The sequence below is a fragment of the Affinundibacterium danionis genome, assembly GCF_042432465.1.
GTDB classification, from domain to species: Bacteria; Pseudomonadota; Gammaproteobacteria; order Burkholderiales; family Burkholderiaceae_D; genus Undibacterium; species Undibacterium danionis.
Genome location: NZ_JBHLXJ010000004.1, coordinates 127296 through 148808, shown reverse-complemented (window position 1 = coordinate 148808; position 21513 = coordinate 127296). Strand labels below are relative to the sequence as shown.

Sequence of the window (21513 nt, the reverse complement as noted above, 5' to 3'; positions counted from 1 at the left end):
TTAGGCAAATTAGGCAAACAAGCCATGTAAAAACCAGCGCGGGTCTGCAGAGCGCTCAAGATAAATCCAATAGCAGGTCGAGTCGCTTGCTTGAGCAATATAATAATCACGAGCAGCCATCGCATCATCAAACCAACCACTTTCTATACGTTCTGGCCCTTTTATTATTTTGAGTGTGGAGTTGTAAAAAGGACGATCATCTCGCATCATAAGTTGGATGGGATTTTCTAGAAGCCAGAATGGACGTTCCAAATCGGTGACGTCGATATTGTGCTTTGAAGCTTGTGAAGTTTTTGAAGCAGTAACTGACACCCAACAATTTGCAAGCTCAGGTCTATGATCTGGCACTGGTGCCAAGGTCAACACATTGTCTTTACCTAGTCTAGCGACAAGCAGCTCCAATAGACGATTGTGGTCTTCCGGCGAACCACCCGGTTCAGGAAATAAGGAGTCAGTGGGGGGCAACATTTCCAACAGTTGTAGCACTTCAAGACGTAGTGCAATGACTGGCGCGGTCAACTCAAGTCGTCCTAACCTTTCTCTGATAAGCCGAATGAGATGCTCTTCATGCCAAGCGGGTTCGGCTAAGGCAATTTCTAAACTGGTTGGCGCAACGGCGGTACGACCTCGTTCGTGTTCTAAATATAAAACAAAGCGGGAGGCCGCCTTTTGCAAAGAAACCAGCCAGCCGACCAATTGCAATAATAGACGTTTAACACCAAACAACAGTGCCTCAGCATGTTCGATGCGGTCATGCGTTTCCATGCGCGCTGAAAAACTTAATGGCGTCTTGATCCATTCAAATAATTCGGGTGCCATACCAAAGGCTTTATCCATAGCATCGAGCAAAGACTGATGGGTGCGACGTTGTAATCCGGCTCTAGGTAATTTGCGTAACTGACCAATGCTATCGCAGCCTATGCCCTGCAACCATTCAAAGTACGCTGGTGCATAAGGTAGCAATAAAACAGGCAAACGATTCAGCCGTCTTTCCATAGTCTTTGATTGGATAGTACGTCTAAGTTGGGAATACTTTTTACCGATTGGTGCTCTGGACAGTAAGTACGCGCCCATGGCCGTTGGCGCAGTTCCCATGGTCGCGGTAAATCCTAACATCCGCACACATTGCTTGATGTGTCGGCAGATGGAGAGAGGGCCGCGAAATAAATTCAAACTTGCAGTGACATCGAGCAGCACACAAAAATCATCGGCATACGTGACTTCTGGCGTGAAGCGTAATAGCGCCATTGTGATGGTATTGAACGCACTATCTTCCTTGTGTAGATCACGATCCAGCATGACGGCATCTGGCGCCACGGCGGCTACGCCACTGCGTCGCATCGCTAGTCGTACGCCAGCAGAGCGCGCCTCTTTAGTGGCAATCTGCACTCGGTCTTGCTCCATTAACACATAGCGGCCAGGTTCAGACCAGGATGGACGTAATGCTTCCAGTGGCAGATATCGCAGGTGCAGGCAGATCCACATGCGCATGATGGTGTTCCGATATGTTGAAGTGACTATTGAAGTGACGACTGGCAGGCATACCAGGCAAATGAACGAAATAAATATGCTCTGAATGTGGTCCTTGCCGCTTGATAATTTCTACGTTGATACCCGCGGGTGCCGGTCGTAAGGTTAAGCGTAGTGGGGCGGGGGAAGTATCTCTTTGTGCCGATATGGGACGCATAAGAAAAAAATACGTATCAGTCGTCTGTGCCGCCAAATTCAAGCGACGTAAAGCTTCTGCACGAACATTCGTTTGCCATAAAAGTACTGCACCACAACTGCCATTTTTGAGGATTTGCTCAGCGCCCCACAGCGCATCTGCAGCTTTCTTGGTTTTGAGCCAGATGAGTCGCTCTGCGGGCAGTTGCCAATTCTGACAAGTCAAGCCATTCGGTACATGGGGCGGTTGGATCAATGCGATCCGCTGTGATTTTGCGATAGCGGCCAAACTTGACTGCAAAAGTTGCATTTCACCAATCCCAGCTTGCTGCACTAATAATTCGATTAATGAAGAGCGAGGCCAACCACCATTGGGCAATTCAGCATCCAAATTCTGAAATCCACTCGCCAGCACCGATGTTTTATAAACAGCCATCTCACTAGCTCGCCAAATCGCGTGCGGCATACTACTAAGTACGCGCGACAGGTCGAGTAACACGGGAGAAGGGGAAGTCATAATGTGACGATCAGGCAATTTTTTAATCTAAAAATACTGTATTTATGTACAGTATAATCGCAAAAAAACGAAAAGTCATCTTCACTTTTAAAAGATGATTTATTTGAAATGGGACTGTGTGAGGGGCGGTTTTTGCAGCGCTTTATAGCTTTTGCTAATGTTGTATGTATATCTCTGAAAAATTTTTAAATTGATTATTGATTTGCTCAGTGGCTCCACCCATGACTCAACACCTCAGCCTGCTTCAAGCACAGCTCAATCGCTTCATCGGCTTTGTCTGGTGGGTACTTCCATTTTCTGAGGGCGCGGCGTACTAGGTTGCGTAGTTTGGCGCGGACGGCATCACGTACTTGCCAATCGACCGTGGTGGAGGCGCGTAGTTGTTCGGTGACGTATTTGGCGAGGTCGCGTAAGTTGTTGTCGCCTAGTTCGCGGACTGCGGCTTCGTTTTGAATTAGGGCGCGGTAGAAGGCGATTTCATCGGCATTCAAGCCAAGCCTAGCCGCTTGCTCTGCGTCTGCTGCCATATCCTTCGCCATCTGTATCATTTCTTCGATCACCTGTGCGGTTTCGATGGCGCGGTTGTGGTACTTGCGTAGAGTTTCTAGGATGCGATCTGAGTATTTTTTCTCGGAAACCACGTCTGTTTTCATACGTGCTTTGACTTCATCGCGCAATAGCTTTTCCAAGAGTTCGACGGCAAGGTTCTTTTGCGGTAGGTTGGCCACGTCATCTAAGAATTCGGGCGAAAGCAAACCGATGTTCGGTTTGTCTAAGCCCACCAATTTGAAAATATCATCCACGCCTTCCGCAATGATGGCGTTATCGATGATTTGTTTCATCGCGCTATTGCGTTCTTCATCGGTGCGGCGTTTGTCGATGGTGGTGAATTTGGTGATAGCGTGCTTCACTGCGCTTAAAAATGCCACTTCTTTTTTGACTGGGCCGACTTCATCCAAGGTGCTGCACAAGGTGTAGGCTTTACTCAAGGCTGCCATGACGTCTAGGAAGCGCTTCTTGCCATCAAGTTCGCCATTCGCGCCCTTGATGCTAAACAGATGGTTCATCGCACCAGGCAATAATTGCAAAGCTTTGGTTTCAAATTGGCTGTAGTCAAAACCATGAAACATGGCGTGAATGATCTCCAGCTTTTCTAGGAAGATGGCGTAGGCTTCGTGCGTGTCGAGCGTTGGTTTGCCTTTACCTTGCGAATTGGTGTACGTGTGCAAAGCTTTTTTCAGTTCACTGGCAATGCCAATATAGTCCACCACCAAACCGCCTGGTTTATCTTTAAAGACGCGGTTCACTCGTGCAATCGCTTGCATCAGGTTATGCCCCTTCATCGGCTTATCGATGTACATGGTGTGGCAATTCGGCGCATCAAAACCCGTAAGCCACATGTCACGCACAATCACCAAACGCAATGGGTCATTCACATCTTTAAAGCGTTTCTCAAACAGCTTCTTGGTTTCTTTGTTATAGATGTGCGCTTGCAGCTTTGTTTGATCAGAAGCCGAACCCGTCATCACAATTTTGATCGCGCCTTTATTCGGATCGGCATCGTGCCACTCTGGTCGCAATGCCGTGATGGCGTTGTACATATCCACGCAAATCTCGCGACTCATGCACACCAGCATGCCCTTGCCCGGCATACTCGCGGTTCTACTTTCAAAGTGGGCGACAAGGTCTGCCGCCACTTGTTGAATACGCGGGTCACTACCGACCAACTTCTCTAACGCAGCCCATTGCGATTTAGTGCTTTCGCGGGTAGCAACGTCTTCTTCATCTTCGATAATTTCTTCAATCTCTTCATTCAGGTCTTCGATACCCGCTTGATCGATATTCAATTTAGCGAGACGAGATTCGTAATAGATCGGCACCGTCGCGCCATCATCGACCGCATCTTGAATATCATAGATCGACACATAATCACCAAACACTGCTTTGGTATCTTTGTCGGCTGAATCAATCGGTGTTCCCGTAAAGCCAATGAAAGACGCTTGTGGCAATGCATCCCGCATATGCTTGGAATAGCCAAAGCTATACTGCCCCGTCTTAGTATTGAACTTGGCTTTGTCGCCATATTGGCTACGGTGCGCTTCGTCACTCACCACTACAATATTATGGCGCGTCGATAAGACTGGATGCGTCGTCTCCTCGCCCAACAAAGCAAACTTCTGCACCGTGGTAAAGATGATGCCGCCCGATTGGCGCGATGAGAGCAGTTCACGCAAGCTATCGCGGTCTTCCGCTTGCACTGGCGTTTGCTTTAATGACTCTTGCGCCATGCTGAAAGTGTTATACAACTGCCCGTCCAAATCATTGCGATCCGTGACGACCACAATGGTGGGGTTATTCATCTCCGGTTGCGCTAACAGCTTGGCCGCATAACACAACATCGAAATCGATTTACCGGAACCCTGCGTATGCCACACTACACCCGCCTTGCCTGAGCCCGGCACGACTTCATTCGCATAGTTAGCGCGTGGTTGCATGATGCTGCGTCCATCGGCACGCTGAGCGGCAATCACGGTGGCGCGAACCGCTTCGCGCACGGCATGAAACTGATGGTAGCCCGCAATTTTCTTAATCGTGGTATCGCCATCTTGCTCATACAAAATGAAGAAGCGAATGTAATCAAGAAAGAGCTCGGGCTTGAAGAAACCTTTGACCAGGGTCTCAAGCTGATATTCAAATTTGGGTTTATCGTTTTCATTCGCGACAGTGCGCCAAGGTAAAAAGCGCTCTTTGTTTGAAGTCAGCGAACCAACCCGCGCGACAATACCATCACTGACAACCACCGCTTCATTGAAAACAAATAACTCAGGGATTTCGTCTTTATAGGTTTGAATCTGTTGGAAGGCCTGCCAAATATCTGCATTCTGATCGGCAGGATTTTTCAGCTCCAAAATCGCCAAGGGCAAACCATTGATGAAGACCAAGACATCAGGGCGACGATCAATTTTCTTACCAACCAAACTGTATTGATTCACCACCAAAAACTGATTATTGCTAGGCACAGAAAAATCAATCAAACGCACGTAATCGATTTTGGAGTCGGCACCGCTAGTACCATCCTGCGTTTTAAACTCAACCTTCACACCCTCGAACACCAACTGATGAAAGGCTTTATTGCTCTTGATTAGTGTTAAGGATTCAGGCTTTGCCAAAGACAAAGCCACTTGCTCCAAGGTCGGCAACGGAATGTGCGGATTAATGCGTTGTAAAACAGTGATCAAACGCTGCGTCAAAATAATCTGACGATAGTCAACACGTTCAGGCCGCGAACCTTCGGGCGCGATGTCATAGCCACTGACATAGTCGTAACCGATCTCTTGAAACCAGGAAAGGCAGATTTGTTCTAGTTGGTCTTCGGTGATCATCGAAGAAAATCCTTTTCATATTTACAGCTATATTTGGCACAAGGCGCAGTGCGATTTCCCATGATTAGGCATACCGCGCCACACACTTTTACCGTTAAATGCCAAGCGCAACAAAATTATGATCTTTTATCAAGGAGCGATTTTTGTATCTCTCGATGTTGTTTATCCAAGTGCGTCTCAAATACCTATTGAATATTCTTTGACTTCTATCAGGTGAATATTGGCCGTCTAACGCCCATTACCTGTATTGCTTAGTCGCGGGGAAAATGATCAGAAAGCATCCTAGATGACATCGATGCGGTCAATCTTGACGGCTCTGGTACTCGCTGATCTATGGTCCGTGCCAGCTCATTAAACTGAGAAAACGCCTCATTCAAACTCTTAACTTCTGGAACATAAATACAAAGGCGAATTGCAGTACCAGAAAAGCCTACTTCTAACTTACGCTCGATTCCCTTAGAAAAAATCAGTCCTTCCTCGCCGCTGCATATCGTAAAGCTCCCGCCGTTTGAGCATATTTGGCTCGTCATATACAGGCCATACCCTGAATTAGCCCATTCATCTTTACGAAGTGTTGGGCCACCTTTAAAAGCCCGTCCTGAAACACCGGGTAACAGGGCTAAGCGCAAAGCGTCGGCATCATTACTTATGGCTAAATGGGGATTGCGAGATAATGTGGCTCTGATCCCTAACCCTTGATCGAGTATAGACAATTCAACCAAATTCTTACTCGGCCAGTATTGCGCAGCGTACCAAATGGAATCCGCATTACTATGCTCAGTAACATTTCGAAGGATTTCACGCAACGAATATGTCAAAGTTTCGTGAAGGGCACCATTCGCATTTCTTGCTAGAACTGTTGCAAGTTTAGCGCAACGCATCTCTATAATTTCTTGTACTTCCCTCTGGCTTTGTCCCGCCTCTAAGTGTAGTTCTCGTATCTTCAGTTCTGTTATCGGGATATATGCAGAACTACCTGGGGCCTCGCCGACCTCATTTCCAAATTCAAGTCCAAAGGTTCGGAAGAAGCCCATATATGCTGCATAGCCATGCTTTTCGTGCCCAACAGCCTGACAGGTGGCAGGCTTTCTCGAGTCGGCAAAATCCCGAAGTTGTCGTGCAAAATAAAGCATTCCAAATGGCTCAAACCAGGAGAGCTTGGAAAAATCGATCAAGTATGAAGAATGCTCAGGAAGCAACCGTAGTTCTTTCGCAGCCTTCAGAGCTCCGTCGAGATCTAGACATTCCACATAAAATTTTAGGGGTTCAACACTGGATTCTTGCATTTTGCACTTTCATTTTGCCTTACTCGTCAATAACCTTAGGAACTTATGCTAACCAGACATCTAAATAGGAAATTCATTACCCATAGGAATCAACGCTTAATGTCACCATTTCCTGTTTGTAGTTTGGTAGAAAGCAGCTTTCGTCAAAATAAAAATATACTCATACTGGTAAATCTAATTTCCCATCGGGAGCCAATTCACCTGAGAGTAGTTTTGGAAGTAACGAATTTCTAATTTGTTCTAGTGACTTGCTTTCTCTAACCAAATGTTCTTTGTGAAGATATAGCTTGGTTATTTTCTTGGAAAAGATGACACTTATATCGTTGGTCGGTACAACAATTTCCTTGATAATCAGCTCAGACCAATGTCGTCGATATTCTTGAAATTCTTGTCTCCCCTGAATAGCGTAGTAGACCCAAGCTGTTGGAAAATTCTTTCCAGATAATGGGATAACATTTTGGGAAACGTCAAACGGTTCACAGGATAAGTGTGTTACGCACGTATGATCTCCAAATATGAAAATTGGTGCTTCTGGTGACGCATCGAAACCAGCCACTTCATTATGATAGCCAAGCAATATACCCGTTCCTTGCTCGTAAACTGGAACCTTGCCATAAGGTAGAACCTCCGTGTTTCCGTAGCGAGTTGACGGTTTTAATCGAACTAAGATGTCTTCGATTTTCTTAACCTCCCACCCCTCCGGAATCTCCCCCAACCCCGAATCAACCAGTGCTTCTGGGAATAGGGCTGCGGTGGCTTTTAGTTGGGCTAGAGTTTCTGGTGGGCTTTGGTTTAGTTGGTCTGGGGTTTTGCCGCTGATGGCGCACATGGCGGCTTGTTCTATGGCTGCTTGATCGCCGCCCGCTTCTTTCGCTGCGATCTTGGCGCGTGTGGGTTCGAAGTCGACAAACCAAGTCTTGAACATGGCTTGCGCGATTTGTTCTAGGGTTTGGTTGATTTGTCGATTGAGCAGTATCTTTTCATCAAGAGATCTAAGAATTTCGACAATACGAGCACTGGTTTGAAAGTCAACCTTTGGACATGGCAATGACTCAATAATTTTCCCGCTAATATTCGCCTGATTAGCGCTTCCGGATGAGTTTGAAACCAAGAAGTCTTGACTCTTACTTGTGGAAAGCAAGTAGAAAAGAAAGTCCGGGTGAATTGAGGTGACATCTTTGAGTACCACACGTCCAACACGTTGATTGATCCACGCGCTTGGCTCATCCTTCCAAACTCTCGCCACCCGCCCGACAAGAGATTGTGGAGCATTGGGTCCTGACCCAGTCATTGAAATTAAAATGTCACCTTCTTTGGTTTTCCATTCTTTCGTCTCATCTGCGAGCTGTTGGTCGATATATGACGGCTCTGAGTAATCAACATGGCCAAAACGCACGTTCTTTATTTTCAGAACGATACATCCTTCGCCCTCAGCGAAGTCGCTACTTTTGTAAGCATAACCTCCTTGAACTTTGGCATACTCGCCGAGTGTTGTTTGTTTAAAACTCATAACCCAACCCCGCCAAGTTCTTCTTGATCTCGCCTTCCAAGCGCGCACTGTCTTCAAACTGCGTTTTCAATTGTGCGGTCAAGCGCGTCATTTTTTCTGCGAAGGCTTCGCCATCTTCTTCGACTACTTCAGCACCCACATAGCGGCCGGGAGTTAGCACGTAGTCGTGCTTTTGCATGTCTTCTAAACGTGCGCTGGCACAGAAACCTTTTTGATCTTCGTAGCCCATCCCGGTTTGCCATGCATGATAGACATCGCAAATCTTCTTCAAGTCTTCTGCAGTGAAATCGCGCAGTACGCGGTCTTTCATGTAACCCAAATTGCGTGCGTCGATGAACAAGACTTGTTGCTTGCGGTCGCGCAATGCACGGCCACTGGCGGCAGTGCGTGCGCCTTTATTTTTGGTAAGGAACCAAATACAGGCAGGGATTTGGGTGTTGGTGAACAGTTGCCCCGGTAGCGCCACCATACATTCGATCAAATCGTTTTCGATCAGCGCTTTGCGTATCTCGCCTTCACCGCTGGTGTTGGAACTCATAGAGCCATTCGCCAACAGCAGTCCCATGCTACCGTTGGGCGCTAAGTGATATAGCATGTGCTGCAACCACGCGAAGTTGGCATTGCCGGACGGTGGTTTGCCGTAGACCCAGCGTGGGTCATTATCGTCGACACCGGTATCCCACTCCTTCATATTGAATGGTGGATTCGCCATCACAAAATCGGCGCGCAGATCGGGATGTTGGTCGTTGGTGTAGGTGTTGGCGGGCTCTTTGCCGAAGTTAAATTCGATGCCACGGATCGCCATGTTCATGGCGGCGAGCTGCCATGTGGTGTGGTTGTACTCTTGCCCGTAAATCGAAATCTCACCGATACGGCCTTGATGCTCGCGTATGAATTGTTCCGACTGCACAAAGAAGCCGCCCGAACCCATGGCAGGGTCGTACACGCGACCTTTGTAGGGCTCCAACATTTGCACGATCAAACTCACGATGGCTTTGGGCGTGTAGAACTGCCCGCCTTTTTTACCTTCGGCCAAAGCAAATTGACCGAGGAAGTATTCATAGACGTGGCCGAGAATATCTTTGCTCGACAAAGAATCGTGCGTGAATGGGATGGTGGAAATCAGATCAATTAATTCGCCGAGCTTGGCTTGATCGATCTGCAATTGCGTATAGCGCTTGTTCAACACGCCTTTGAGTTTGGTGTTGTCTAACTCAATCGCTTCCAGCGCATTGTCGATCAAATGCCCGACCGAACTGACTTTAACTTTTTGCGCCTTGCCGTTGACGAGCACTTCAAGTTCAGCTCCACCAATGACGACTTTATTGTGATCACGCAAAAATTGCCAACGCGCGACGGGCGGTACCCAGAAGGTATTGGTCTCGAGGTAGAAGTCGCGCACTTCTAATTCATTCGCAATTTCAGCCTGATACTCGGCTTCGTCCATGCCGTCGGGATCGAGATAGTTTTCGTGCTGAGGATCAGCGATTTGTTTGGCGAGCTCTTCACGACGCAAATCAAATGCATCAGACACATATTTCAAAAAGATCAGACCAAGCATGACATGCTTGTACTGCGCCGCATCGAGTGCGGGCAAAAGCTTATTGGCGCTGGTCCAGAGTTTCTTTTCTAGACTGTTGAGGAATTCTTGTTCGTTTTGGTCGACCATTTTGTTCTTCGTAGTTTTGTGTTTTTATAGGATTATGGTTCGTTATGTGGGTATTGATGATCTATGCCGTGATTTCGAATTGTTCGCTTTCGATGCGCTGGCGGCGTTCGTCCAGCGTTTCACCTTCGTACATCCAAAAGACTGAGCCACTAACGCTGCTGACACTATAGCCTTGGGCATGTAGGATATTCAGTGCTGAACGAGACAAACTGGTAACGGTGCCTTGGTATTCAACCTGGGTTTCGTTGATAACAGTGCATTTGATATCAATATCACGAGAGAAAACTAATTCCGCACCGACTGGCACATTAATCGCACGCAGATTAATACGATCACGTCTTACCCTTGTTTCGGTGACGGCTCGTTGTTCCTCTGCGTCTTCAAATACGCCGATACGTGGGGTTACATCTTGATGCGCGGTTAAGCGTAATGCGGTGACGACCTTTTCTGGGGATAAACGAAAGAATTCACGATTAGGGCGAATACGCTGCTCTGCGAAGAGTGTATGCAAAATACGTTCAATTTCGATGGCGCTTTCGACGCGTGCTGCGTAGTGGCATTCAAACGGAAGTGGGAGAGAAGTGCTGTCTAGACTCCGGATGCGTAGCTCAATGTCGTTGGTGCGACCTATCTTGATAATGCCTGGCATTGCTTGATTGGTCATTACATAAACAATTTCACTCATTGTGCTAATCCTTAGTCACGGTTTGATTTGCTTGCAAGCATTGTAAGTGAGTTTGCAATGAATCTTAAAGCGGGAATGATATGTTTATTTCTTTCTGCAACAGAAACAAAAAAGCCCTGTTATTGCTAACAGGGCTTTGTGTTCTGGTGGTGATAGGTGGACTTGAACCACCGACCCCAGCATTATGAGTGCTGTGCTCTAACCAACTGAGCTATATCACCAAGAAGCCCAAGATTATGCCAGTGCTTGGGCTATGCGTCAAGATTTAATGTGAATTGCTTTTGGTTTGCGTTAAATGAGGCTTAATGTCGCTTAATTGTGCTTATCCTTACACTTACTTCTTTACTTGTTTTTCTTAAAGGCTGGCTTGTATTGTTATTCGGGCATGATTTAGGACTTGTTCGCTGACATTGTTTTGGATGCAGTCAACGATGATGCGGTCAGGGATGGAGCGGCACCACGTGAGTTGGCGTTTGGCCAGTTGACGGGTGGCGATGATGCCGCGTTCACGCATTTCTTGGTAGTTGATGCGGCCGTCTAAGTAGTCCCAAGCTTGGCGATAGCCTACGCAGCGTATTGACGGTAGGTCGGCGTTGAGTTCGGGTCTTTGTTTGAGTTGGCGCACTTCGTCGATAAACCCTTGTTCCAACATGAGGTCGAAACGTTGGGCGATGCGGTCATGCAAAAAACTACGGTCGCTGGGTTCTAGTGATATGGCGAATAATTCAAATGCTGCGGCAGCACGCGTTTGTTGTGCGATCAATGTGGACATCGCTTGTCCGGTGAGCTGGTAGATTTCTAATGCGCGTTGTATACGTTGGCTGTCATTGGCTTGCAAACGCGCCGCAGTGATCGGGTCAACTTCAGTCAAGCGGGCATGCAGGCCAGATGCGCCGATAATGGCCATGTCGGCATCGAGTTGCGCTCTGATCGTACTATCTGCGGGTGGTAAGTCGTCGATGCCATTTAATAAGGCTTTGTAATACATCATGGTGCCGCCAACTAATATCGGCAGCTTGCCACGTCCTTGGATTTCTTTAACTAAGCGTGCGCTGTCGTTCAAAAATTGCGCGACGGAGTAGGATTCGCTAGGATCAATAATGTCGATCAAATGATGCGGCGCGGCGGCTAATTCATCCGCGTTGGGTTTGGCGGTGCCGATGTTCATGTCGCGATAGACTAGGGCAGAATCGACAGAAATAATCTCAGCTGGAATCTCACGCGCAATCGCCAAGGCTGCGGCGGTTTTGCCGGAAGCGGTGGGACCCATGATGGCGATGATTTTTTGTTGTGGCATAGATTTGGAAAAGATACTAAGGATAAAGTGATGTCAGAAAACGTCTTAGTTGGGATGCAGCGCTAGGCGCACGATGGAGCAATACGTCGTCTGCGAGTAAGGGCAACAACGGGATGCGCCCGAATAAGGCGTTTGCTAGCATCACTGATCACTGCCCACGCATAAACATTCTATCCAAATCATTCAATCCCAATTGCACCCAAGTTGGACGTCCATGATTGCATTGGTCGGCTCGTTCGGTTTGCTCCATTTGGCGCAGTAGCGCGTTCATTTCGACTATGGTTAAACTGCGATTAGCGCGCACGGCGGTGTGACAGGCTAGGGTGCCGAGTAATTCGTTGCGCCTGTCGATCAATACGCGTGAGCCGCCGAATTCTCTGACTTCGCGTAGGACATCACGAGCTAAGGATTGAGCATCGGCGTTCTTAAGCAAAGCGGGCACAGCGCGCACCGCTAAGGTAGTGGGCGAGATGGCAGCGATGTCAAAGCCTAGCGATTTTAAGATGTCTTGATTTTCTTCTGCGGTGCCGACTTCGACGCCATCGGCGTGAAAGGTCATAGGAATTAGTAGAGACTGCACGGGCATGGCGTTTTCATCTAAGGCATTTTTGAGTTGCTCATATAAAATGCGTTCATGGGCGGCATGCATATCGACTAAGACTAAACCTTTGCTGTTTTGGGCAAGTACATAAATCCCGTGCAACTGTGCTAAGGCAAAGCCAAGTGGGTGATCATCATTGGGTAAATTGGATTCTGCCGCTGCTGCTGATTTGCTACCAAAAAATGCACCATAACTGTCTGTAGATTGCGCTACCCCAGCACCTTGCGCACGTTGTTGCATGAAGCTGTAATCGTAGCCTGCGCTGTTGTTAGTACCGTTGCCGCCACCATTGCTACCATAACCACTTTGATTCAGATCGCTGTCTTTGATAGTAAAAGCAGGGGAGGCAAATTGAGCCGAAAAACTGGTTTGTTCGCCACCTATCCATGGTAGTCGTCCGCTATTGTTTTGTACTTCGCCCAAGCCGGCAGTGGCCGGGGCCGGTACCGTGCCGAACGCCGTTGCCGAAGTTTGCGCTAATGCACGATTAACGGCATGAAACACAAACTGATGCACGGCGCGACTGTCGCGGAAACGTACTTCAATTTTAGACGGATGCACATTAACATCAACTAGCGCAGGATCAAGGTCGAGTGCAATCACATAAGACGGATAACGATCACCATGCAAAACATCTTGGTAGGCGGCACGCACTGCATGCGTCAATAATTTGTCGCGTACAAAGCGACCATTGACATAAAAATATTGAGCATCCGCACGGCCTTTTGATGCGGTTGGTAAGCCGATGAAACCATGCAAACGCAAAGGTCCTGCACATTCATCAATCGGTAACCGGGCATTGGCAAAACCATCACCCAAGATCGTTGCACTACGTTTGTCGATAGCACTCACATTCCAATGATCGACGGTCTTGCCGTTGTGCGATAAAGAAAACGAAACATCAGGCCGTGCTAAGGCGATGCGCCGCACCACTTCGGCGCAATGGCCAAATTCAGTTTGTTCTGATTTTAAGAATTTACGGCGAGCTGGTGTGTTGTAGTACAAATCTTGCACATCCACCGTGGTACCTTGTCCGCCAGAAGCTGGGGTGATTTTGCCATTTTCAATTTGCCATGCGTGTGGCGCATCAGCGGTACGAGTGGTCAAAGTCAGTATGGCGACTGAAGAAATCGACGCTAAAGCTTCACCGCGAAAACCTAAAGTAGCGACGTTTTCTAATTCTTCTAATGAGCTTATCTTGGATGTGGCATGGCGTTGTACTGCCAATGGTAATTGATCAGCCGGAATGCCGCGGCCATTGTCGATGATAGCAATGCGTTTGACGCCGCCTTCTTCTAGCCGCACCGTAATATTACTGGCACCAGCGTCTAATGCATTTTCTAGTAATTCTTTTACTACGGCAGAAGGGCGTTCAACCACTTCGCCTGCGGCAATTTGAGAGATTAGATGATCAGGCAGCGCCTGAATTGGGCGTGGGGATAAATTGGTCGTCGTCATCTGATCATTATAACTGGGTTCGCTTAGTGTATGATGTCGCCGCTAGCTGAGGACTGCTTACAATTAGTTACTTCTAGCGATTTTGAGTAGGCTTTTGGCGAGCTTGCAGTAGCCTTTTTAGTATAAACAAGTGATGAACCGGCGAACCATGTTTGCCCTCACAGAAAGTTGAGCATTATGGATTTTATGCAGTTTTTGGATATGGTATTGCATGTCGATAAGATGGGGCAATTGATCGAGCAATACGGTACTTTGATTTATGTCGTGTTATTTGCCATCATCTTTTGCGAAACTGCATTCGTGGTATTTCCTTTCTTGCCTGGGGACTCGCTGCTGTTCATCGCTGGTACTTTCTGTGCCGCAGGTGCGATGAATCCTTGGTTCCTGATTGCCTTGTTATTATTTGCCTCGATTTCTGGCAATACGATTAACTACTGGATAGGTAGTAGCATAGGTCATAAAGTCATGGCGAGTAATTCGCGTTGGATTGATAAAGCGGCTTTAGAAAAAACCCACGCTTTTTATGAAAAACATGGTGGTAAAACCATCGTTTTAGCGCGCTTCACGCCTATCGTGCGTACCTTCGCGCCTTTCGTTGCGGGTTTCTCTGAGATGACGCATAGAAATTTCCAGATCTACAATGTGCTCGGTGCCGTGTTGTGGATCGTTTCATTAATCTTGGCGGGATATTATTTTGGTCATATTCCTTTGATTAAAAATAATCTGTCTATTATTGTGATGATCGGTGTCGGTGCTGCGATTGTGCCGATTATTCTCGGTTTGGTTTGGAAGTTTGGACGTAAGCTTTTTGTTAAAAAAGCGTCTTAAATTTCCCTACTATTTTCCCTATTTTCCTTTTTTCACCCATCTTCTATGCAAGCCTCTGGCGATGATAATCAAGTTATTTGGTTACAGCCGGAGGCACCTGCTAAACCTCAACTTGGACAAGCTTGTAATGGCTGCGGCGTTTGTTGCGCTGCTGAACCTTGCCCCGTTGCGCGAGTTTTTTTATGGCAGTGGCGCGGCGCTTGTCGTGCTTTAGAATGGCATGCCGAACTTAAGCAATATCGTTGCGGCATGTTATTGCGGCCGGCACATTATGTCTTTTTACTTCCGCGTTTTCTTGAATTAAGTTTTCGGTCTTGGATAAGGCGCTGGATAGCCGCAGGTGTCGCCTGCGATTCGGATGCACATATAGAGTAGTTGATGAGGACAAGTTGGATTTGCTTGGTAGTTTATTACTAAATTCTTGTATGGCATAAGTAAAGCGTTTTAAAAGATTGGAAACGCAGTCCTGAGTTCTATAAAATGCTTTGATCTTTTGCCGAGGTTTATCAAAGTTTGGGCAATCAGCGAATAACATGTAAGGACACCCCTCAGTGATAGAAATCGCTCAGTTAGAAAAACATTACCAAGTACAAGGACGCCAAATCAGTGCGCTGCGTAATATCAATTTGGACATCGCCCAAGGCGAGGTATTTGGCATCATCGGTCGTTCCGGTGCGGGCAAAAGTACGCTGCTACGTGCTTTAAATTTATTAGAACGACCAACAAGCGGCAAAGTGGTGTTTGAAGGTGAAGATATCACCCAGTTTAATACCCAACAATTGCAGGAGTTACGTCAGCGCATAGGCATGGTATTTCAGCATTTCAATCTTTTGAGTGCAAAAACAGTTGCGCAAAATATTGAATTTCCGCTCAAATTGACGGGTAAATATACAGCACAACAGCGTGCCTCTCGGGTGGCTGAATTATTGGACTTGGTCGGTTTGCAAGAACATGCGGCAAAATATCCAGCGCAATTGTCGGGTGGACAGAAACAACGGGTAGGCATCGCACGCGCCTTGGCCAATTATCCTCATTTGCTCTTATGTGACGAAGCAACTTCAGCACTCGATCCTGAGACCACGCAGGCCATTTTGCGCTTGCTGCTCGACATCAATCAAAAACTAGGTTTGACGATAGTGTTGATTACTCATGAGATGCAAGTAATACGTAGCATCTGTGATCGTGTTGCAGTGATTGATGGCGGTGAAATCGTTGAAACTGGCAATGTGGTCGAAGTTTTTCTTCATCCACGTCATGCGGTAACACAAAGTTTGGTGGCAGAAAATCAGGCCTTGGATTTGAGTTTGTTACAGGAATTGTCGCAACGTGGGCAAGGCAGTTCGCTCAGTTATTTACTACGTCTGACTTATGTCGGTTCGGCGACGCATGAGCCAATCTTAAGTCGTATTGCATCACAAACCAAGGCGGAAATTACGATCTTACAAGGGGTGATTGCGCGAATTAAAAATACACCGTATGGACAATTGATTGTGGAACTCTTGGGTGAAGAAAACGAGATTGATGCTGTCTTAAAATTATTAGGGCAAGCAGATATTCGTGTCGATGTCTTGAATCACTTGCTCACCAATTCAGCAGCTCATTCGCAAACTCAGGCCCAGGAGAAATAAGATGGATTTTTCAGTAATCGATTGGGACGATATTTTACAAGCGACCTTAGATACATTGACCATGACTGGTGTCTCTTTGGTGTTCACAATACTGCTTGGTTTACCTTTGGGCGTGCTGTTATTTTTAACGGGTAAAAAACAATTACTACAACAAGGCGCGTTGTACGCTTTATTGTCGTTTGTGGTGAATATGCTGCGCTCGGTACCTTTTATTATTTTGCTGATTGTGTTGATTCCGTTGACCTTATTTTTGGTTGGGACGTCGTTAGGGGTAGCGGGTACGATACCGCCTTTGGTGATTGGCACTACGCCATTTTTTGCACGCTTGGTTGAGAACGTATTGCGGGAAGTCGATAAAGGCATCATCGAGGCTTGTCAGGCGATGGGGGCTAAAACCCATCAAATCATTTTGCATGCTTTGCTACCAGAAGCCTTGCCCGGACTATTGGCTGCGACTACGGTGACGACCATTGCGCTGGTCTCCTATTCGGCGATGTCGGGTGTGATAGGCGGTGGTGGTTTGGGCGATTTGGCTTTGCGTTTTGGTTATCAGCGGTTTCAAACGGAAGTCATGATAGTGACGGTCGCTATCTTAGTGATTCTGGTTCAACTGTTTCAGTGGTTAGGCGACGTTTTAGTGGCGCGATTTACTCGTAAATAATTTTAGAAAAATGATAGAGGTCTTATGTCCAAACTTATTCAAATTAATTTTAGTCAAAAAAAGCGTCAGCTTTTGTCTTTAGTAAGCCTAGGTCTTTTGCTATTGAGTGGCGCTAGCTATGCGCAAGAGACGATTACCATTGCGGCCAATCCTGTGCCCCATGCGGAGATCTTAGAATTTGTAAAACCCCAATTGGCAAAGCAAGGCGTAACTTTGAAAATCAAAGTATTCACTGACTATATACAGCCCGGCGTGCAAGTGAACGAGAAACATCTCGATGGCAATTACTATTTGACGCAGCCGTATTTGAACGAATTTAAGAAAAGTCACAAAAATGATTTGCAAGTGCCTTTGGTGAAAGTGCATGTCGAGCCATTCGCAGGCTATTCAACAAAATACAAAAAACTGAGTGACTTACCGAATGGCGCGACCATTGCCATTCCGAATGATCCTGCCAACTCTGGGCGTGCCTTGATTTTATTGGCAAAGCAGGGCTTATTGAAACTCAAAGACATCAATAATATTTCTGCCACCAAAAAAGATATTGTAGAAAATCCTAAGAATTTAAAATTTAAAGAATTAGAGGCAGCGACTTTGCCACGTATTTTGGGACAAGTTGATCTGGCTTTGATCAATACCAATTACGCGATAGAGGCGAAGTTGAATCCATTAAAAGATTCTTTGTTCATCGAAGATGCAAATTCGCCTTATGCCAATCTATTGGTCGCTAGGGAAGATAATAAAAATAGCCCCGCCTTTAAAAAACTGGCTGCGGCTTTGAATTCTCCTGAAGTGAAAAAATTCATACAAGAGCGATACAAAGGGGCGGTGGTGCCAGCGTTTTAAAGGTGATTAGTTGTAGGGCGGGTGCAACCCGCGCTGTAAATCACCTTAACGATTTATCGCCCAAATATTTTTTCAAGCACCCAATTATCATCGCGACATCTTGAAAATTCTGGCGGCGCGGGTTGCACCCGCCCTACGAAATTCTATGCAATCTTACCGCGCGCCATCGGTGGATTCTTGGCAAAGTATTTCTTAATTCCTTTGACAATCGCTTCGGACAATTCTTCTTGGTAACCATCATCCGTCAAGCGAGCTTCTTCTTCGGGATTAGAAATGAAGGCGGATTCAATCAAAATACTAGGAATATCCGGTGCTTTTAGTACCGCAAAGCCCGCCTGTTCGACCGAGGCTTTGTGGAGTCGATTGACGCCAGCAATTTCTTTCAACACGACTTTACCCAGTTTCATACTATCGTTGATTTGCGCCGTCGTTGATAGGTCTAATAAAACGCCCGCCAGATGACGATCTTGCGATTTAATATTGATGCCACCAATCAGATCCGCGTCGTTTTCTTTCTTGGCTAACCACCGTGCCGCAGTGGAGGTCGCGCCTTTTTCAGATAAGACAAATACGGATGAACCACGAGCGGTAGGCTCTACAAAAGCATCGGCATGAATCGAGACAAATAAATCAGCTTGAACGCCACGCGCTTTGCTGACGCGGGTTTGTAGCGGTACAAAGTAATCACCATCGCGAGTCAGCATGACGCGCATATTGGGGACTTGTTCCAACTTGGCTTTGAGGCGTTTGGCAATCGCCAAGACCACATCCTTTTCACGACTACCAGCACGACCCAATGCGCCAGGGTCTTCACCGCCATGACCCGGATCAAGGGCGATGGTGATCATGCGTATTTGCGAATTGGTGGGACTCGCTTCTTTCACATCCTTACTGTCTTTGATTTCTTTTGTGTCTTTGCGATCTTTCGCGTCTTTAGTGTCTTTAGCATCGGCGACCAAAGGCTTGTCTGCTTTTGGACTCGATGCATTGGGATTTGTTGCGTTAGCTGATGCTGCATTAGGTACCGCAGCGACTGGCGTATCTTCTTTGTGCCATTCGCCTTTTTCTATCAAAGCGGTAATCGGATCAACGGGGTTGGCCGGATACAAGTCAAAGACTAAACGATGTTGATAATCGCCAATCGGTTTGAGCGTAAATACCTGTGGATTGATCTCGGCCTTGAGATCAAACACCATACGCACGACATTGGGACGATTTTGTCCTACTCGCACTTGTTTGATGTAGGGATCATTGGTCTGTATTTTGGCAACCAACTCTTTGAGCGTGGCATTTAGGGTTAAACCTTCAATCTCCACGACTAGGCGATTCGGATCTTTGACTAAAAAATGTGTGGCTTTTAATTCGGCATCGTTTTCCAAAGTGACGCGGGTGTAGTCAGCGGCAGGCCAGACGCGTACGGCTAAAATTTGCATTGCGTGCGCAGAGAGAGGCGCAAATACGGACAGCAATAAAGTGCCGCCAGCCTTTAAAAAAGTACGACGTTTTTTGCCTAGTGCGGGCGTTGCAATGGCACTGCCTGTTGATTGCACAATTGATTGGGCAGTTGATTGCGTATTTGTTTGTTTCGTTAGCTTGGGCATCACAGATTGGGGGCAAAGTGCAACTGGGTCAGGCATGCATTTCCTTTTTCGGAGTTTGCTTGCAATTTTACCTCACGACCAACAGCAAGAATATCAATAAACACCTCGAGATCAGCACGTGGCAATAAACCTTCGGCTTTTTCTGGCCATTCTATGATGCAGATGGTTTCTGCATTAAATTCGTCACGAAAGCCCGCCTCAATAAATTCATCGGCGCTGATCATACGATATAAGTCAAAATGCATAAATTTGATTATGCGATCTTTTAATTGTATTTGGTAGGGTTCCGCTAAGGTATAAGTCGGGCTTTTAACATTGCCTTGATGCCCAGCAGCCTGCAAGATGGCGCGGGTTAGAGCGGTTTTGCCGGCACCCAAGTCACCGTTTAAATAAATGACCAAGCCGGGTTGTAAACACAGTGCCAGACTTTTACCCAAGGCTTGAGTGGCAGCTTCATCGTGCAGGCTTGTTTTATAATGTTGCATGGGTGATGACCTCGAACAATCTAGGTTGAGCCAGCTTTTTTTATTGTTATGACTGGTTTGATATTTAGCGCGAACCTTACCATAATCCATCGAAACATTGCAAAAAGCACTAAAACATTGTTTTTAGACTTATTTCGACTTTAATAAATAATTTGAGTAGGGTGCGCTGTGCGCACCATTGCTATTAGCATGATTAAGCGCTCGGAGACCACCCGACTGGTGCGCATGGCGCACCCTACTTAATCTGTATAAATATTTTGGAGTGGCTATTTTTTGAGCTTTTTCAGTTTTATTAGTAAAGAAATTTTATGACCATTCCCGTTCAGGATTACGCCCAGCTCGCCTTAGAGATCAAGCAGTTGGGGCAGCAAATTGGCTTTGCTGATATCAGAATTAGTGACGTGGATTTATCGCGCGTGGCACCTGCTTATCAAGAATGGATAGATGCTGGTTTTCATGGCGAGATGGCGTATATGGCCTCGCATGGTAGTAAACGCTATCAACCTGATGAATTAGTGCCGGGAACGGTCAGAGTGATTACGGCGCGCGTTGATTATTTGCCGCGTGATACACCAAAGAATTGGCGTGAGCGAGAAAAAGCGTTTGGCGCGGATGCTGCGGTGATTTCAATCTATGCGCGTGGACGCGATTATCACAAGGTATTACGTCAGCGCTTGCAACAACTGGCAGATCAAATTGCTGAACGGGTCGGTGAATTTGGTTATCGTGTATTCACCGATTCGGCGCCAGTGATGGAAGTCGCATTGGCGGAAAAGGCCGGCTTAGGCTGGCGTGGTAAACATACTTTGTTATTGACGCGCGAGGCGGGTTCTTTGTTCTTTTTGGGCGAAATCTTGGTAGATATTCCTCTGCCTGTCGATCCACCTACCAGTAATCATTGCGGTCAGTGTAGCTCTTGTATCGACGTTTGCCCAACTCAGGCGATTATTGCGCCGTATAAGCTTGACGCACGGCGCTGTATTTCATATCTAACGATAGAGCTGCACGGCAGTATTCCGCTTGAATTACGTTCTTTGATTGGTAATCGCGTGTATGGCTGTGACGATTGCCAACTCTATTGCCCGTGGAATAAATTTGCCCAAGTCGCACAAGTTGAGGACTTTGACGTGCGGCATGGTCTCGATTCGCGCAGCATGCTAGAGCTATTTGCTTGGAATGAAGCAGAATTTTTGCGCAGGATGGAAGGCAGTCCGATTCGTCGTATTGGCCACGAAAAATGGTTGCGTAATTTAGCGGTCGGATTAGGAAATGCTGCGACATCTATGAAAGGCGATGCGGCCATAGTGCAGGCTTTGCAAGCACGTTTGGATCATCCATCAGACTTAGTGCGTGAGCACGTTGAATGGGCGCTAGCGCAGCATGCGGCGTAAAT

General features: G+C 46.8%; 17 protein-coding genes and 1 tRNA gene. 6 read left to right on the top strand and 12 right to left on the bottom strand.

Annotated elements, in window-relative coordinates; translation table 11 throughout:
* Positions 1 to 9: 9 nt before the first annotated feature.
* The 10 genes from ACFFJH_RS04760 to mutL form a co-directional block, all read right to left on the bottom strand.
* Positions 10 to 1491, bottom strand: a complete 1482-nt coding sequence (locus ACFFJH_RS04760; protein WP_390210456.1) for a Y-family DNA polymerase — start codon at positions 1489 to 1491, stop codon at positions 10 to 12.
* On the bottom strand, positions 1424 to 2182 hold the full coding sequence (imuA, locus tag ACFFJH_RS04755; protein WP_390210455.1) for a translesion DNA synthesis-associated protein ImuA: 759 nt from the start codon (positions 2180 to 2182) through the stop codon (positions 1424 to 1426). The genes ACFFJH_RS04760 and imuA overlap by 68 nt, the downstream gene beginning before the upstream one ends.
* A gap of 206 nt (positions 2183 to 2388) precedes the next feature.
* Positions 2389 to 5565: a type I restriction endonuclease subunit R gene (locus ACFFJH_RS04750; RefSeq protein ID WP_446697460.1), complete on the bottom strand. Its 3177-nt coding sequence runs from the start codon at positions 5563 to 5565 to the stop codon at positions 2389 to 2391.
* A 251-nt stretch (positions 5566 to 5816) separates the two neighbouring features.
* Positions 5817 to 6851, bottom strand: a complete 1035-nt coding sequence (locus ACFFJH_RS04745; protein ID WP_390210454.1) for a hypothetical protein — start codon at positions 6849 to 6851, stop codon at positions 5817 to 5819.
* A 160-nt stretch (positions 6852 to 7011) separates the two neighbouring features.
* Positions 7012 to 8361, bottom strand: coding sequence for a restriction endonuclease subunit S (locus ACFFJH_RS04740; protein ID WP_390210453.1), 1350 nt, complete (start codon positions 8359 to 8361; stop codon positions 7012 to 7014).
* Entirely contained in the window at positions 8351 to 10030 is a 1680-nt protein-coding gene (locus ACFFJH_RS04735) for a class I SAM-dependent DNA methyltransferase (protein WP_390210451.1), read from the bottom strand. Before ACFFJH_RS04735 ends, ACFFJH_RS04740 begins: the two co-directional genes overlap by 11 nt.
* A 61-nt stretch (positions 10031 to 10091) precedes the next feature.
* Positions 10092 to 10715 (bottom strand): GIY-YIG nuclease family protein, encoded by a 624-nt coding sequence (locus tag ACFFJH_RS04730; protein WP_390210450.1) that lies wholly within the window; start codon positions 10713 to 10715, stop codon positions 10092 to 10094.
* Between the two features lie 144 nt (positions 10716 to 10859).
* A tRNA-Met gene (locus ACFFJH_RS04725) sits at positions 10860 to 10936 on the bottom strand.
* A gap of 134 nt (positions 10937 to 11070) precedes the next feature.
* The gene (gene miaA, locus ACFFJH_RS04720; protein ID WP_390210449.1) at positions 11071 to 12012 is read right to left on the bottom strand and encodes a tRNA (adenosine(37)-N6)-dimethylallyltransferase MiaA; all 942 of its coding nucleotides are present in this window, start codon (positions 12010 to 12012) and stop codon (positions 11071 to 11073) included.
* 148 nt (positions 12013 to 12160) lie between these two features.
* Positions 12161 to 14071 (bottom strand): DNA mismatch repair endonuclease MutL, encoded by a 1911-nt coding sequence (gene mutL / locus ACFFJH_RS04715; RefSeq protein WP_390210448.1) that lies wholly within the window; start codon positions 14069 to 14071, stop codon positions 12161 to 12163.
* 177 nt (positions 14072 to 14248) lie between these two features.
* On the opposite strand from mutL, the gene ACFFJH_RS04710 reads away from it, so the two are divergent.
* From ACFFJH_RS04710 to ACFFJH_RS04690, 5 genes are all read left to right on the top strand, one after another.
* Positions 14249 to 14899, top strand: a complete 651-nt coding sequence (locus ACFFJH_RS04710; RefSeq protein WP_390210447.1) for a VTT domain-containing protein — start codon at positions 14249 to 14251, stop codon at positions 14897 to 14899.
* A gap of 45 nt (positions 14900 to 14944) precedes the next feature.
* Positions 14945 to 15274, top strand: coding sequence for a hypothetical protein (locus tag ACFFJH_RS04705; RefSeq protein ID WP_390210445.1), 330 nt, complete (start codon positions 14945 to 14947; stop codon positions 15272 to 15274).
* A gap of 176 nt (positions 15275 to 15450) precedes the next feature.
* Positions 15451 to 16527 (top strand): methionine ABC transporter ATP-binding protein, encoded by a 1077-nt coding sequence (locus ACFFJH_RS04700; protein ID WP_390210444.1) that lies wholly within the window; start codon positions 15451 to 15453, stop codon positions 16525 to 16527.
* Between the two features lies 1 nt (position 16528).
* Complete coding sequence (locus ACFFJH_RS04695; protein WP_390210441.1) at positions 16529 to 17188, top strand: methionine ABC transporter permease; 660 nt, start codon at positions 16529 to 16531, stop codon at positions 17186 to 17188.
* 24 nt (positions 17189 to 17212) lie between these two features.
* Complete coding sequence (locus ACFFJH_RS04690; protein WP_390210440.1) at positions 17213 to 18034, top strand: MetQ/NlpA family ABC transporter substrate-binding protein; 822 nt, start codon at positions 17213 to 17215, stop codon at positions 18032 to 18034.
* A gap of 143 nt (positions 18035 to 18177) precedes the next feature.
* Here the strand turns inward: ACFFJH_RS04690 and ACFFJH_RS04685 are convergent, their stop codons facing one another.
* Entirely contained in the window at positions 18178 to 19671 is a 1494-nt protein-coding gene (locus ACFFJH_RS04685; protein ID WP_390210437.1) for an N-acetylmuramoyl-L-alanine amidase, read from the bottom strand.
* Complete coding sequence (gene tsaE / locus ACFFJH_RS04680) at positions 19635 to 20120, bottom strand: tRNA (adenosine(37)-N6)-threonylcarbamoyltransferase complex ATPase subunit type 1 TsaE (protein WP_390210435.1); 486 nt, start codon at positions 20118 to 20120, stop codon at positions 19635 to 19637. The genes ACFFJH_RS04685 and tsaE overlap by 37 nt, the downstream gene beginning before the upstream one ends.
* A gap of 308 nt (positions 20121 to 20428) precedes the next feature.
* On the opposite strand from tsaE, the gene queG reads away from it, so the two are divergent.
* Positions 20429 to 21511 carry a tRNA epoxyqueuosine(34) reductase QueG gene (gene queG / locus ACFFJH_RS04675; protein WP_390210433.1) on the top strand — a complete coding sequence of 361 codons (1083 nt, stop codon included), beginning with the start codon at positions 20429 to 20431 and terminating at the stop codon, positions 21509 to 21511.
* The last annotated feature ends 2 nt before the right edge of the window (positions 21512 to 21513 follow it).